The sequence below is a fragment of the Microvirga ossetica genome, from assembly GCF_002741015.1.
Lineage (GTDB): Bacteria > Pseudomonadota > Alphaproteobacteria > Rhizobiales > Beijerinckiaceae > Microvirga > Microvirga ossetica.
This window is the reverse complement of sequence record NZ_CP016619.1, coordinates 90,176-105,197: the sequence shown is the minus strand read 5'-3', so window position 1 is coordinate 105,197 and position 15,022 is coordinate 90,176. Positions and strand designations below refer to the sequence as shown.

The window sequence follows — 15,022 nt, the reverse complement described above, 5'->3', positions numbered from 1 at the left end:
CAATCTGAAGCCGTCCAGGCATTCCGATTTCAAGCCGTCCGTGGTTCCGAGGTGAAGTCGTCCACCTGAGCGCCGCTCTTCGGGTCGTTGATGGATGGTGGTTGAGGCGGTGGCGCTGGTCAAGCGTCGGCTTGCGCGTGGCGGGTCTTGCGCAGGCTCTCGCCGGTGAGAGTGATCCGGTAGGCGTTGTGCACGACCCGATCGAGAATGGCGTCAGCCAGAGTTGGAAGGCTGCCGATCATCGCGTACCAGTTCTCGACCGGCACTTGGCTGGTGATCAGCAACGAACCGGCATCATAGCGGTCCTCGACGATCTCCAGCAGATCGCGCTGCTGCTCGCCGGTGAGCGCCTCAGGACCCCAGTCGTCGAGCACCAGCAGCTTGGCCCGGGCGAGTGTGCGTAACAGGCGAGAGTAGCGGCCATCGCTGCGGGCGAGATCGAGCGCTGCAAACAGCCGCGGCACACGATGGTAGAGCACCGACAGATCCTCCCGGCAGGCGCGGTGTCCAAGGGCGCAGGCGAGCCAGCTCTTTCCGACGCCGCACGGGCCGGTGATCAACAGATTGCGCCGCTCGCGGATCCAGTCGCAGGACGCCAGCTTGAGAAACAGTGCCCGGTCGAGGCCGCGCGCGGCCCGGAAGTCGACATCCTCGACGCTGGCAGGATGGCGCAGTTTGGCTGTCTTGGCCCGGGTCTCGAAGCGCTTCTGCTGGCGCGTCGTCACTTCATGATCGAGGATCAGGCCGAGCCATTCGGCATGGCCGAGCGCGTCAGCCTCGGGATTGGCGCCGAGCGCCTTGAAGCCCTTGGCCATGCCGTGCAGGCCCAGCGCGTGGAGCTGGTCGAGGGTGGGATGGGTCAACATGGTCGGTCTCCGTTCAGTGGAAATACCCCGGTCCGCGGACGTTGGGGTGGGTGATCACGGGCGTGTCGGCCGCCGGGGCGGGAGCACGCTCGTGGTAGGTGTCGAGTAGCGACACGATGCTCTTGTAGGTCAGCGCCCGGATCGCCAGGGCTTTGGCCGCGACCGCCTCGACACGCTCCTTCGGGATGCCGCGCATGTGCTGCAAAACCCCGATGCAGGTGCGAAAGCCCTGCTCGGGATGGCGGCGCGCCGACAGGATGGCGGCAATCAGTCCCTCGGTGTGGGGGCCGATCACCGCCGCCCAGGAGCGGAAGCGCTCGGGCGACCAGGCGGCATAGCGGCGATGAGAGCTCGGCATGTGCTCGGCCTGCGTGCCGTGCGCCCGTCCCGCGAAACGCCGCGCGTGGGCAGCCACGCGCCCGCCCTTGTGGAAGGCCTCGATCGTGCGTTGGGTGACGCGCACCTCGACCTGCTGGCCGATGAGGCCAAACGGCACCGAGTAGAAGAAGCCCTCGACCTCGATGTGATAGTCGAGCCCAACCCGGGCGAACTGCCAGTGCGCGAAGACGTAGTCCTGCGCCGGCAATGGTGCGAGGGCCGGCTTCTCGATGGTCTCGAACACCTGGCGCCGGCTGACGCCGAGCCGGCGCATGGGCACACTGTTCATGCGCGTGACGGCCTCGGCGATGGCCGCATTGGCCTCCTGGAGCGAGAAGAAGGTGCGGTGGCGCAGGCGGCCGAGAATGTAGAATTGGGCGAAGCGCACGCCGGACTCGACTTTTGCCTTATCCTTCGGGCGACGCGGTCGGGCCGGAAGAATGCCGACCTCGTAGTGGGCCGCCATCTTGCCGTAGCTGCGGTTGATCTCGGGATCGTAGAACGAGGCCTTGTGGACGCCGCTCTTCAGGTTGTCCGGGACAACGAGCTTGGTCACGCCGCCATGGAAGCGGAACATGCGCACATGGGCTTCGATCCAATCCGGCAGGGTCTGGGTCCAGGTCGCTTCGGCATAGGTCAGGTTGGAGGCGCCGAGTACGGCCACGAAGATCTCGGCGTGGCGGATCTCGCCGGTGAGCGGATCGACGATCGGCAGCTTCTTGCCGGAATAATCGACGAAGACCTTGTCGCCGGCGACGTGATGCTGGCGCATGGTCGGCGTCAGGCGGCGCTCGAAGGAGCGAAACAGATCGCAGAAGCGCGAATAGCCGTATCCGTCCGGATGATCCGCGAGATATTCCTCGTGCAGGATGGCGATGCTGACGCCAGGCCGCTTGAGCTCCTGGACCAGGTGGGCCCAATCCGGCTCCGGCCGGCGGCGCGTTCCGATCCGGGCGCCCGCCCGGGCGAACAGCTTCTCCTCGAGGGCGGTATCGCTCAGGTCCTCCGGCAGGGGCCAGATCAGCCCGGCCGCCTTGGCCCGCTGGATGGCGTCCCGCACGGTCGAGCGCGCCGCGCCGACAATCCGGCCGATTGCGCGGTCGCTGGTTCCACTCGCGTGGAGCCGTAGCACTTGCCGCATCTGTCGCATGGTCATCTCTCTGTTTGCCGGCATCGCGTCCCTCTCTGGTGGAGAGGTCGAAATGCCCCAATTGGATGACCCGGTGCAGCACGGTTCTTCCGCCTGAGCCCTGGACGGGATCAAATCGGAAGGATGGACGGCTTCAGTTCGGAAGGGTGGACGGCATCAAATCGGAACCATGGACGACTTCAAGTCGGTACACATGGACGGATTGCGTCGGTATCCGCACGCTATCTCCAACAGCTCGATACCGCCGATCGGCATGAACCGACAGAAGCGCTGGTGGCCAGGACCACCCGGCTGAAAGAGAAGATCGCCCGGCTCGAACAGGAGATGCAGCGTCTGGCCGAGGTGGAGGCCCAGATGCTGGCCTCGCCCGACCAGCAGATCTCGCTGACGGACCCGGATGCGCGCTCGATGGCCACGAGCGGGCGCGGCTCCGGGGTGGTGGGCTACAACGTGCAGGTGGCGGTCGAGACCGAGCATCATTTGATCGTGGCGCATGAGGTGACCAACGATGGCTGCGACCTCGCCCAGCTTTCCACCATGGGCAAGGAAGCCAAGGCTGTTCTGGAGGTGGAGACGCTCGAAGCGGTGGCTGACCGTGGTTACTGGGACAGCGAAGAGATCCTGGCCTGCGATCAGGCGGGGATTACGGTCACCCTGCCCAAGCCGATGACGTCGAGTGCCAAGTTCAAGGGCCGCTTCGGCAAGCCGGACTTCGTCTACCTGCCGGAGGAGGACGCTTATCGCTGCCCGGCCGGTGAGAAACTGCGGTACTACTACAGCAATGTCGAGCGTGGGCTGACGCTACGGCGCTACTGGACCACCGCCTGTCAGAGTTGCCCGATCAAGAGCCATTGCACCACAGGCCCGCAGCGCCGGATTGTACGCTGGGAGCATGAGGAGGTGCTGGAGGCGGTGCAGCGCCGGCTGGATCTGAACCCCGGGGCGATGCGCCAGCGGCGGGAGGTGGTCGAGCATCCCTTTGGCACGATCAAGCTGCGCATGGGCGCCACACACTTCCTGATGAAGACCTTACCGAAGGTAGCTGGCGAGATGGCGCTGCACGTGCTCGCCTACAATCTCACCCGGGTGCTGAACATCCTCGGCATCCAGCCTCTCATGGCCGCCCTCAGGGCGTAGGGGGCGAAGCTTTGCCCGCGTTCTCCAGCCTATCAGCGTCGGACACACCGCCTACAGGCGTTGAGAGCCTTGTTCCGTCATAAATCAGCCCGTTCGCACTCGCCGATGATGTTGAAGGGCTTTGGAGCGTGGAACGTCGCAATCCGACTTCTGCCAACGCGTTTTGACACGACCAAGACCCGGTGCAGACCTTCAAAAACGGTTGTTGGCGTGACGCATACAGCCTGCCTCGATTATGACAGGCGAGTGGAACCCTTATCTCATCGACCGGTTCGAAGCGCCCTCCCGACAGTCCATGAGAGGTTCACCCTTGGCCAACTTGAACAATGAGTCCGGAGATGGAATGGCGATCTCACGAACAAGCTTGAACCGGATCGCCTCGGCGAAGTGGGAGGCGTCGTATACTGGAATGATGAAGGCGCCCGTGCCTCCGATCACGCAATCGCGGTAATAGCGCTCAACATTCCAGAGACCCATCGGTCCATCCGGACGCTTGAAGACGAGCGGCAGTCCATTGATGGTGATGCCCTGAAGAACAGTCGCACCACGGGCCTGCGCAACCGGTCGACCGTGGTTGTTCGTCCCGTCTCCTGAAATGTCGATCACCTTTCGGGCGGGCTTGAAAGGAGCCGTCATCAGGAGGTGCCGGCCAAAGTCGAGGGCTCCTGAAACAGATGTCGCGCCGGGTGCGCGACGAGTCGGTACCTCTTCCAACCTCTTGGCAAAGGCAGCGGCCTGCTCCGCTTCGGCAATGAGGGTCCACGGGACGACAATCCGTTGGTCGAACGCGTCAGACCAGTCCATGTAGATGACGGCGATCCGCCCGTTCGTTCCACTGCGGATCGCGTTCTGGACTATGGCCGATCGGAATGCCTCAGCATAGCCCTGTCTCTGAAGGTCTGCCTCGTCGGCATCCATGGAGGAGGAGGCATCCACCGCCAGCACCAGCGCCAGATCGACCTCGGGCTGTGCATGGGCAAAACCATGCAAACCTAAAAGCAGAGCTGCCGCAACCAGGGAAAGGTACCCTCCAGCACCCGATCTGGCCATTGTGACCTCCTGCCGAGCCAAGCCCCATAGCGATCGCCGGTATGGACCGCAGCGAAACTGCCAAGGATGTCAGCGGCCGACTTGATGGGATCAGCCCCATACCGGAGGGGACGCCTCCAAGATCCAGCGCCGCACCCAAACCGCCTGGGCAGAACCCGCTCAGGTGATGGGCGTCACATCGATCTTGAACCATTTTTCAGAGAGACGCTTGACAGTCCCGTCTGCCTTGGCGGCAGCGACCGCATCATTGAACATCTGCTTCAGGTCGGTCTCGCCCTGACGCAATCCAACGCCAACGCCGGGGCCAAGCAGGCCTCCCGTGATGGATGGTCCGACCAACGCGTAGTCCTTGAACTCAGGCTTGCGCAGCGTGCCACTGAGGGCAGTTGCGTCCGCCAGCACGGCATCAATACGGCCGGCAGCGAGGTCGAGATCGTGCTGCTCCGTGGTCTTGTACTCGCGGATCTCCGCAACGTCCTTCAGGTACTTGTCAGCGAAGTTGGAATGGATGGTCGAGGTCTGCACACCGATGGTCTTGCCCTTGAGCAGCGGCTTGAGGGCGTCAATGGCCTTTTCGGCCTCGGCCTGTTGGGTCGACAAATTGTAGGCTTTGCCGGTGCCGGGCATGTTGGCGAGGGGCGTGTTCTTCGCCACCAGGAAGCCATTGGGACCAGCCGCATAGGGATTCGAGAAGTCGATGGTCTTCTTCCGCTCATCGGTGATGCTCATGCCGGCCATGATCGCGTCGTACTTCTTGGCCTGGAGAGCCGGGATGATACCGTCCCAGTCTTGGGATACGATCTCGCACTTCACCTTCATGCGATTGCAAAGATCGTTGGCGAGATCGATTTCGAAGCCTTCGAGCTTGCCGCCGGCGCCCGTGAAGTTCCAGGGCTCATAAGCACCCTCGGTGGCAATCTTGACGGTATCCCACTTCTTGCCCTGTGCTGCCGCGCCGCCAAGCGCAAGGGCAGCACCGAGGAGAGACAACCCAACGACTCGCAAGGACTTCATCGTCATTCTCCAGTCTTAAGGGGTTTCGGCTGAGTATCTGTCGTGTCACCTCTAGGGATGCAGTTGACTTTATGACTCTGAAAAGTCGAAGCCGAGAGCAATGGGATACGGGGCACAAGATAACATCTGACCTGAGCCAATCTTAGCGCCTTTTTGGGGCTGTGCGTAGAGGATGCTTCGGAATGAAGGTCTGAACTGGGCACTTCTCGAAAGCAAGCCGAGTGTCAGCCCTGGCAGGGAACAGCGGATGTTCCTGGAGGGCGGGGGATCGTCAGTGCATGATCCGGAGCCAACCTTGGCTGCTCTAGGGGAGCGCGCAAGGTTTGTGCAATAAACCGCGCCAAACAGGACAAACTCGGAACGATTTCTCTCCGATGTTACCGGTTTCTTGGGCGCACTCCGCTCGAAAGCGGCTAATAATCAGCGGGAGATCAGGGCCTTAGGCACAACACCCATCTCTCGCCCGTTGATCGGTACTGCCAGCCGACGCACATTTTTCCGGTTCAAAGTGCGGACAGTGTTGAGAGGCCAAATCAAACGAGATTGATTGCGAAACAGGGTCAAATCGGATGCCGCCTGATCAATGTTCGCCATTCGTCCAACTTGCCGAGGTTTTTTGCACAAACCTTGCGAGCTCCCCTTGTACCGAGTCCTTAAACTCAATCGCAATCCGAATTTGTAATCCACTGCCTAACAGCCCGCGAACCCGCCTTCCGCCCTAACGGATGATCGGCGGCTGCGGCTCGTCGGCGCACAGCTGCTTGGCGCAGCGCCGCAAATGTTCGATGTCGATGCCCAGGCGCTCTGCGCTCCTCGCGAAGCGATCGGTCAGCACATGCTCGCTGAGCAGGCAGCAGAGGAAATCCTTCAGTCCATCGCCGCCGTCGCCGGGCCGGCTGTCGCCGGGCTGAGGCGCTCGGCCTATGACCGCCGACAGCAGCTGCTCACGCGTGAACCTTTGCCCGCGCGAGGCGAAGCCTTCTGCGACCAGGTGGAAAAGGTGCGCGCCGTTCTGGGTAGCCATGACCGACGCCTCGAACACCCCGACATTGGTCTCGTGGAGCGAAAGCAGCGCGGTCGATTGGTCCGGCAGAGTCAAGGTCGCGTTGACCACCGGATGGGTGGCGAGCGGCCGGCCATATTCGGTCAGCGTGGCGCGCAGATAGAGCGTCGAGCCGGGCGCGACGCCGCTCTGGCTCATCGTCGCGCGCATGTTGAGGTTCGAGCGGGCATGGAACAGAGCGTGGAACGGAAGGCGCGGAGCCTGGCCGGGCACCGAGATGGCGCTGGGTATGTGGGTAAGCTTGGCGGCATCGCCTCGGCCCATCAGCGCGAGCAACAGGTGCCATTCGCCTTCCCAATGCTCCTTGCCATCGAGCAGGATTGGCAGGGTCACGCGTAGAGTCCGGGATGTCGAGCCGGGCCGGTAAGAGCCAGCCGGAAGCTGGGACACGCTAATGAGCGTCCCGTCCGGCGCCTGGAGGGCGATGGCCAGGAACTGTGGCGCTCGAGTCAGAGCAACCGCATCGAACTCAATGTCCGAGCGCGTGATCAAGAAGGGCACGCGCGCGATCTCGCCGAAGCCAACCGAGCCTTCCGGATCGCGGACAATGTCGCGATTAAGGACCCCGGCGAGGATCTGGATGAAGAATTTCTCGAGCAGGAATTCATCGTCCTGCGCAAGCGCGCCCGTGACCAGCATGAACCCGCCCGAATTGTCGGCGATGGCGCGCAGGATGTCGTTCTGGACATTGGCGGCGTCGGCGACTCCGACTGCGTAGATCCGATCGCTGATCAGGTGCTGGACGTCGGCGATCCGCGGCGAGCGGTCCTCGATCCCGTCGGTGAAGACGATGATCGCATTGACATCGAAATCACCCGAGATCGGCGAGGCGCCAATGAGATTGGTCGCCTGCTGAATCCCGGCGCCTATGCACGTGTGGGGATAAGCATCAGGCGGACCGTGCTGGCTGATCTTGAGCCGGAGGTCGTTGCGCACGAGCGATGGCAGCGCTCCGGCGACCTCGAGGTCCCGCACCGTCTGGGCCCCATCCGAGAAGGCGACCATCGCGACGCCATTGTCGTCGTAGAGCTGGTCGATGAAGGTGGTAGCCGCGAACTGGAGCACCTCTAGGCGCATGCGGTTGTTGCCGGCGTTGGCGAGCATGCTTCCAGACTCGTCGAGCACCATTGTCACCGAGGCCCTCGGCCGGCGGACCGAATTGGCGACGATTGGAACATTGTCGTCGCGCCAAACCTCGTCGCCGAATGCATTGTGGGCGACGACTCTCATGGTCCCCTGGTCAAGAGTTCCGGGAGCCTGGCCGGTATATTGCACCCAGATTCGGAACTGGTCGGTCGGGAAATCACTTCCGGGGAACGAATAGGGGCTTGGGTCCGCGAGGACGAATGGTCCCGCCGTGATCGCCGCATCGAACATCAGAGTCCCGCAGCCCGTGATCCGGAACAAGGCCGCGCGGTGGGTCGTGTCGCCCTCCGGCACGTCGTTGAACGTGACCTGCGGCGTTTCGAGCACCACGGTGAGCGGATCGCCCGAGATGAAGGTCGCATTTCCCTGCGCCTGGGCGGCGGCGAGCAGCAGATCGTCGGGAGGATAGACATAGCCGAGCGCGACATGGTCGAGCATCGACGCGGGTGTCGCTCCGCCCATCATCGGCGAGTTCAGATCAACCGCCGCTTCAGCGACGCGGTCGCAGCCACCACCGGTGGCCGTGGAATATTGCTCGAATGCCGGCGCCGGATGATTGAGCTGCCAGATGGCCCAGAGCCGGTCGATGTTGCCGTGATGGAGATAGAACAAGGGGTCATCGGGGGACCGCCCGCCGGCCATGCTTTCGCCGACCCAGTTATGACCGGGACCATGTGAGCCGCACTCGATCGCCCGAAACGCTGAAAACGTCCCGGCGGCAAGTTCCTGCAGCACATTATTCAGGCCGGGCAGGACCACGCCATTGTCGTGGCTTCGACGCGCGTAATCCCAGTGGTCGAACCGGCCTCCGCTATTGTTGCGCCCGCCGAAGAAGGACTTCCACGGCTCGACGTCGATGTCGCGTGAGTCCGAGCGGGTCCAGTCCCAGTAGGGCAGGCTCACCCGGTCGTCAAACTGCCGCAGCTCCCATTCAAGCCGAAGCAGGAAATGGCGATGCCAGGGAAGGAAGGCCGGCCCCCAGTGGATGCCATGATTGAAATGATCGTCATGCTCGCTGGCGAGATTGGAAATGACTCCGCGGCTGAACGCATCGTTCAAAGCGTCCGCAAGCCGTTCGCGCTCGATCGGCGTGAGATCGATGAAGTTCTTGCGGCAGCGCATCAGCGGTGTCCTCGCTTTCTGCTCGGCTTCTCCCGCTCGGCCTGCTTTAGATAGTCGCGCGCGGCCTCCAGCAGGGTCTCCTGCGGCGGGACGAACGCGTTGTCGGCAAGAACATAGCCTCCCGGGTATTTGAAAAATCGGCGCCGCGTGCCGTCGATCCACAATTCCTCTCGATCAAGGCCGCGGACGATCCGGACCGAATGCCCGTCGACATCATGTTCGGATGTTTCGGTCTTTTCCTTCGTACCGGGCATTGGCTTGCCTCCCGCGGGCACAAGCCCGCGTTTCCAAAGCATCACACGCTTACGATCCAAGTCGACGTGCAGACACGAAGCCAAGTCGCCCAAGGAGACTGCCTGCCGCTGCACTGAGTTATACTTGATCGCCGAAGCGTTATACTTGATCGCCGAAGCGCCAGACCCCTCGGGTATAGGTTTCCTTCCACGCAAATATTATAGATTCCGCAGTTGGAGATGATCATTGATTTACAGCAAGAAGTCAATCGGAGACGGAGGGCCGACGAAGGACAGGGCTTTACACGGGGGCTCGAAGCGACGGGTCGAAAGTGGCGCGGCCATACTTCGTGTGCTTGATCAACTTGAGGCGGGTGATCTGGCCCTCGGCCCGCCCATTGCTCCAAGGCGTCGTGAGGGCGGCGCGCACGGCCGCCCCGTCCTGGTCGAGGCCCGCCGCAAAAGTCTCGATGGCGCGCACACCGCATGAGCGGTCTTCGGCCCGCCACAAAGTAAGCCTGCGAGGTTATTCGGGAAGACCACGCTGATGTAACGCTGTGGCGCTTCAACCATCGAGAAAAGCCGCCGCTCACGTTGCGCATCCAACCAGCATGAGCAGCAATGATGGTGAGTTTATCAAGCATTGGGGTTGGCCGGGCTTGGCGTTATTATCCGGTCGGAATGGGATGTCGCAGAAGATCTGGACCAAGGCCGTCTGGTGCCGCTGCTGCCGCAGTGGCGGCTGCCGGATGCCGATGTTGTCGCGCTGTTAGGCGCTCGGGGCGGGCGGGTCGCGCGTACGGTCCATTTCATGGAAATCTTAAGGCAGATGTTTCAGCCTGTGCCATGGCGCCCTTAGCAGAGCTAACCATGTACTCTCCCATCAGGTTTCAGATCTGTTGGCTTTAGGATGGGGCTGCTTACCAATCAGCGCTTAGGTCCGAAGCTCCTGATCAGGGGCGACGCCGTACAGCTTGACCTTGGCGAGGGCGCCGGACCAGACGGTCATGAGCCTCACGCTGGCACAGGAGGCGGACTGACGAGCCTTGGGGAGACACCCTGTTTTCGGTCAATGCCGCCGAAGAGGTCAGGTCGCCGTGGCCCTGATGCATGACTCCAGCTCTTCAATCTGCCGGAGGTAGGGTACACGCCGTTCCCGATGGCCTTCCTCCAGCCTGCGGATCACATCCTGCTTGAGCCACTCGTCAACGGTACTGTTCCTGACGGTCTCAACGTCGCCCTCGTGGGCGCTATCAATGGAGGCCAAGGTCGCCAGGAGCGTTTGCCGCAGGGGCTGGAGTTCTGGTGGGTAGGTTGGGGGGAAGTCCTGGATTTCCGCAAGGGAAGAACGTCCGGACGTAGTGGGCATGCCTTCCTCCGCAGGCAACGGACTTGCGCCGTGCTCTCGCCTGTGAGAGGTGGGACGCAGTGCGACGCGACGCAAGCCTCTCCATCGGGAGTATCGCCCCATGCACGCGGCGCGGATGGATGCTGGTTGTGCTCAATAGAATTCAATAGAAAAAAGGACCAAGGGTAGTTAACCCTTTGGTCCTCAAGTATGTACATGAGCCATTCCATTTCTGGTCAGGCAACTTGAATGATAGCTGCTCATTCGTCTTGTTGTCCACCCATGCTGAACGGCGGGATTCATCTCTTTAGTTCTAGGTAGATTGGACGACCCACCACGTTCAATTCTGACTTTGATCGTTATGGTGGTGGTCCATATGGAGCAGACATGACAAGGTCCGCTCTGTGCGCGATGAGAGGCGTCAATGCTGCCGTGATGGGCCTGCTTATGGCGGCCTTGTAACATCCGGTCTGGACGACGGGCATCCTGGGCGCCGCCGACTTCGCCTTGGCTGCGGCTGCCATCCTGCTGCTGTTCATGTGGAAGACTCCGCCGTGGCTGGTCGTGATCCTGAGCGCCGTCGCGGGAGGATCGATCGCGGCGCTGTAATCAATCGGTGGGCGGCGAATGCTAGGCTCACATCGGCTCGTTAGGAGCATGCGCTGCATGGGGTTCATACGGCATTCAAGCAAAGCAATGGTGCTGGTGAAGACCCTCATCTTCATGGGTTTCGTCACCCGCGTCGTAGCCGCCGATGTCGAGGATGACGAGGTTCAGCAAGGACGAAGGCTCGTCGAGGCCCATTGCGCGAGCTGTCATGCGGTCCGACGCAAGGGTGAAAGCCCGGTGAGGCAAGCGCTGCCCTTCCGCGACCTGGAGAGGCGCTATCCCGCCGAGAGCCTGGCTGAGGCGCTGGCCGAGGGGCTCGGCGACGCCCATGCGGACGTCGCCACGTTCGAGGCCGAGGATGTGGACCGGATCATCACATATCTCAGATCTCTGGCGCGCTGACCGGAGATGCTGCAAGACTGCCCGGACCGGTCCCCAATGCGACGCAGGCTTTGATGAGGTGGACGCCCCCCAACGGCCCCGATGTGGCACAGTGGAGGTGTTGATGAACACCACTTGAGGGAGGCGCCCATGGGAGAAGTTAGCACGATTGGGATGGATCTGGCGAAGAGCGTGTTCCAGGTTCACGGAGCCGATGCATCCGGCGCGGTTCTGTTCCGCAAGAAGCTGCGGCGGCACCAAGTTCTCACTTTCTTTGCCGGCCAGCCGCCGTGCACGGTGGCGATGGAGGCCTGCGGCAGCGCGCACCACTGGGCCCGCGAGATCGGCAAGCTTGGTCATACGGTCCGGCTGATTCCGCCCGCTTACGTGAAGCCGTTCGTCAAGCGCCAGAAGAACGATGCGGCCGATGCTGAGGCGATCTGCGAGGCAGCCCAGCGTCCGACCATGCGTTTCGTGGTGCCCAAAAGCGAGCAGGCGCAAGCTGCCGCTGTCGTGTTCCGGGCGCGCGATCTCCTCGTGAAGCAGAGAACCCAGATCATCAATGCCCTGCGGGGACATCTGACCGAGTTCGGCATCGTGGTGGCGAAAGGCCCGGCTCACGTTCCTCAACTGGTACGGGCTGTCGAGGACGGGGGCGAGCCGATCCCGGAGCTCGCCCGACCGATCCTTCAAGGCCTGATCGAAATGCTGCAGGCGCTGGATGACAGGATTGCTGGGCTCGACCGCGAGATTGCTCAGCGGGCCAAGGAGGATGAGACTGCGCGGCGACTGATGACCATTCCCGGAGTGGGACCCGTCACTGCCACCGCCCTGGCGGCACTCGCACCACCAGCTGAGACCTTCAAGCGCGGGCGGGACTTTGCCGCCTGGGTCGGGCTCACGCCCTTGCAGCATTCCACGGGCGGCAAGCAGAAGCTCGGCGCCACCTCGAAGATGGGCGAGCGGACGCTGCGCCGCTTGCTGATCCTCGGTGCCAGCGGCGTCTTACGTTGGGCGGCCCGCAACGGGGCCCCCGCAGGGTCGTGGATCGCGCGGATGGTGTCGCGCAAGCCGCCGATGCTGGTTCGGGTCGCGTTGGCTAACAAGATGGCTCGCGTTATCTGGGCTTTGATGGCCAAAGGCGGGATCTACCGAGCTCCGGCCGCGAGCGTGTAAGCGCTGGCGGCTGTGGGGCTGTTGGAGCGTAGGAAAGTCGAAGGAGAGGGATGGCGCAACGGTCGATGAGACGGGATCAGGAAAACCAGTGTGCAACAACGCGCCTCGAGCGCGCCGCTTTGAATTGGACCTGATCCGCGAACTTCATCCGGGCCCGCGGCATGTGAATGGCCGCAGATGAGGCCGTACACATGGCAGCACTCGCCGACGCGCTCTACCACTCCAGAAGATTCTTCTTGCGTCACAAGGGGCGTCCACACATGTTGCATTAAGTTCACGAGGCATAACCAACAGCGTCCTCGCTCCATCTGACCAGTACTGCGTTCTGTGGCTTGACAGATTAATGCAACAGAGCCGGGTTGACAGGATATTGGGGCGTTGATCGCGGCGGGCCGCGCCCAATTCAGTCGATCTGCCGGCGGGGCACTGGTCATTGGTAAGCCTGTCCAGCCAGAAACATTGGTCCGGCTCCTGAAGGCACTTCTCATCCCGAGACAACACTAAGTACCAGGCGTACGGAAGTAGGCTGGCTGCACCCTCTGCAAAAGCCAAGTGGCATGATCTCCGGCAGGAACACCTCGGCCTCAAGGGCGTTCACTCATGAGGCCAGCTTGGCAATACCATGAATGGCTGTGCTGGGCCTCAACCGGAGCCTCCCCATGAGCAAACTTACGGCACTGATAGGCTTTATCTTCCTGAATGTTTCGTCTGCATGGGCCCAGACCCCGCCCGCTACTCCCGGCGCTCCTCCGGCGGGAGATGCCGGAGCATCCAGTGGCGGGATCATGGATTACTGGTGGGTGATCCTGCTGATCATCATCGTTATCGCAGCCATCTGGTACTTCTCGCGGCGCGGCAGGAATGTGTAACCAAGCCCGCAGGACCGGGAGCAGGGCATCAGGCTTTGATCAGCAGCCGTATTGATGCTCCTAACTGTCCAGAGATAAGAACCCGGCTATAGGCCGGGTTCTTTCCGTTCGGGGTCGTTCAGCGACACTGTGCTATTCAGCAAGAAATCCAAGGCAAGTTAGCCGTTGGACATTGTTCTGTCGGACGAAGTCTCCTGCGCCGAGCGGCTTTGTCATATCAACGAGTTCTACTTGCCTACACTGCTCATCCCGTAAATGCCGGATTGTGCATCTTCAATATCTTAAACAAGCGCAGCTCACGGCCTAAATGGCCTGCAATTGCTGGATGTGACAACGCCACGCTTGCCACTGCGGAACCGGCAAGCCATCAGCGCAGGCTCCTTAAATCGGTCCAGGGGAGGCCGAGGCTCTCTGCGACGGCTTTGTAGGTGAGCTTTCCGGCGTGCACGTTGAGCCCTTCCAGAAGCCCAGGCATCTCAACGATCGCATCGACGCCGCGATCCGCCAGCGCAAGGCCGTAAGGCAAAGTGGCGTTGTTCAGCGCTTCGCTCGACGTCACAGGCACTGCGCCAGGCATGTTGGCGACGCAATAATGAATCACCCCATCCACCTCGAAGGTGGGACTCTCGTGAGTCGTGGGGCGTGAGGTCTCGAAGCATCCGCCCTGATCGATCGCTACATCCACCAGAACCGCGCGCGGCTTCATGCGTGAAAGCATAGCTCGGCTCACCAATTTCGGCGCGCTGGCACCGGGCACGAGAACGGCACCGATCACCACATCTGCCTCCGCAATCTCCTCTTCGATAGCTGCCAGGGTGGAATATCGCGTCCGCACGCGCCCTGCGAACAGATCATCGAGTTGGCGCAGCCGGGAAATGGCGCGATCGAGAATGCTTACCTCGGCGCCCAGCCCCACCGCCATGCGCGCCGCCTGCGTCCCCACCACGCCGCCGCCCAGCACCAGCACGCGGGCCGGCGCCACCCCCGGCACGCCGCCCAGAAGGAGTCCACGCCCGCCGTTGTAGCGCCGTAGCGCCAGCGCCGCGGCCTCGATGGAGAGCCGGCCTGCCACTTCGCTCATGGGAGCGAGCAGCGGCAATCCGCCCTTCGCATCGACCACTGTTTCATAGGCCACTGCCGTGCAGCCGGAGGCGAGCAGGCCCTTGGTCTGCTCTAGATCAGGCGCGAGATGCAGGTAAGTGAAAAGAATCTGCCCTTCCCGCAGCTGCACCCATTCGGACGGCTGCGGCTCCTTGACCTTGACGATCATTGCTGACTTGGCGAAAACCTCTGCCGCGTCTGCAGCGATGTCCGCTCCCGCCGCACGATAGGCATCGTCGTGAGCGCCGATACCAGCGCCCGCATCGGACTCCACTAACACTTTATGCCCGTGTGCCACATACTCGCGCACTGCGCTGGGGGTGAGCCCGACGCGATATTCATGAGCTTTGATTTCCTTCGGAACCCCGACGAGCATGGC

Annotated in this window: 12 protein-coding genes and 2 pseudogenes; 5 read left to right on the top strand and 9 right to left on the bottom strand. The window is 62.2% G+C overall.

Annotation, left to right across the window (positions count from 1 at the left end):
* Positions 1–119: 119 nt before the first annotated feature.
* The gene (gene istB, locus BB934_RS38405; RefSeq protein WP_099508289.1) at positions 120–866 is read right to left on the bottom strand and encodes an IS21-like element helper ATPase IstB; all 747 of its coding nucleotides are present in this window, start codon (positions 864–866) and stop codon (positions 120–122) included.
* A gap of 13 nt (positions 867–879) precedes the next feature.
* A complete protein-coding gene (gene istA / locus BB934_RS38400; RefSeq protein WP_099508288.1) occupies positions 880–2,418 on the bottom strand; it encodes an IS21 family transposase in 1,539 nt (512 codons plus the stop codon).
* A 177-nt stretch (positions 2,419–2,595) separates the two neighbouring features.
* On the opposite strand from istA, the pseudogene BB934_RS38395 reads away from it, so the two are divergent.
* Positions 2,596–3,531: pseudogene (locus BB934_RS38395) on the top strand (transposase); the annotation flags it as partial.
* A 255-nt stretch (positions 3,532–3,786) separates the two neighbouring features.
* Here BB934_RS38395 and BB934_RS38390 read toward each other — a convergent pair.
* The 5 genes and pseudogenes from BB934_RS38390 to BB934_RS38370 form a co-directional block, all read right to left on the bottom strand.
* Positions 3,787–4,581 (bottom strand): DUF1194 domain-containing protein, encoded by a 795-nt coding sequence (locus BB934_RS38390; protein ID WP_099514961.1) that lies wholly within the window; start codon positions 4,579–4,581, stop codon positions 3,787–3,789.
* A gap of 159 nt (positions 4,582–4,740) precedes the next feature.
* Positions 4,741–5,595 (bottom strand): lysine/arginine/ornithine ABC transporter substrate-binding protein, encoded by an 855-nt coding sequence (locus BB934_RS38385; protein ID WP_099514960.1) that lies wholly within the window; start codon positions 5,593–5,595, stop codon positions 4,741–4,743.
* Positions 5,596–6,313: 718 nt separating this feature from the next.
* On the bottom strand, positions 6,314–8,926 hold the full coding sequence (locus BB934_RS38380; protein ID WP_099514959.1) for a tyrosinase family protein: 2,613 nt from the start codon (positions 8,924–8,926) through the stop codon (positions 6,314–6,316).
* Positions 8,926–9,180 (bottom strand): hypothetical protein, encoded by a 255-nt coding sequence (locus tag BB934_RS38375; protein ID WP_099514958.1) that lies wholly within the window; start codon positions 9,178–9,180, stop codon positions 8,926–8,928. Before BB934_RS38375 ends, BB934_RS38380 begins: the two co-directional genes overlap by 1 nt.
* 280 nt (positions 9,181–9,460) lie before the next feature.
* Positions 9,461–9,661 (bottom strand): annotated as a pseudogene (locus tag BB934_RS38370) (hypothetical protein); the annotation flags it as partial.
* Between the two features lie 141 nt (positions 9,662–9,802).
* Between BB934_RS38370 and BB934_RS51285 the strand changes: the two are divergent.
* Positions 9,803–10,018, top strand: coding sequence for a LysR substrate-binding domain-containing protein (locus BB934_RS51285; protein ID WP_418294827.1), 216 nt, complete (start codon positions 9,803–9,805; stop codon positions 10,016–10,018).
* A gap of 228 nt (positions 10,019–10,246) precedes the next feature.
* On the opposite strand, the gene BB934_RS38360 is transcribed toward BB934_RS51285, so the two are convergent.
* On the bottom strand, positions 10,247–10,528 hold the full coding sequence (locus BB934_RS38360; RefSeq protein WP_099514957.1) for a hypothetical protein: 282 nt from the start codon (positions 10,526–10,528) through the stop codon (positions 10,247–10,249).
* Between the two features lie 645 nt (positions 10,529–11,173).
* Here BB934_RS38360 and BB934_RS38355 point away from each other — a divergent pair.
* From BB934_RS38355 to BB934_RS38345, 3 genes are all read left to right on the top strand, one after another.
* Positions 11,174–11,518 carry a c-type cytochrome gene (locus BB934_RS38355; RefSeq protein WP_237050716.1) on the top strand — a complete coding sequence of 115 codons (345 nt, stop codon included), beginning with the start codon at positions 11,174–11,176 and terminating at the stop codon, positions 11,516–11,518.
* Positions 11,519–11,647: 129 nt separating this feature from the next.
* The gene (locus BB934_RS38350) at positions 11,648–12,673 is read left to right on the top strand and encodes an IS110 family RNA-guided transposase (protein WP_099514955.1); all 1,026 of its coding nucleotides are present in this window, start codon (positions 11,648–11,650) and stop codon (positions 12,671–12,673) included.
* A 659-nt stretch (positions 12,674–13,332) separates the two neighbouring features.
* Complete coding sequence (locus BB934_RS38345; RefSeq protein ID WP_157934588.1) at positions 13,333–13,542, top strand: hypothetical protein; 210 nt, start codon at positions 13,333–13,335, stop codon at positions 13,540–13,542.
* Positions 13,543–13,909: 367 nt separating this feature from the next.
* Here BB934_RS38345 and ald read toward each other — a convergent pair whose 3' ends face one another.
* Entirely contained in the window at positions 13,910–15,019 is a 1,110-nt protein-coding gene (ald, locus tag BB934_RS38340) for an alanine dehydrogenase (RefSeq protein ID WP_099514953.1), read from the bottom strand.
* Between the last annotated feature and the right edge of the window lie 3 nt (positions 15,020–15,022).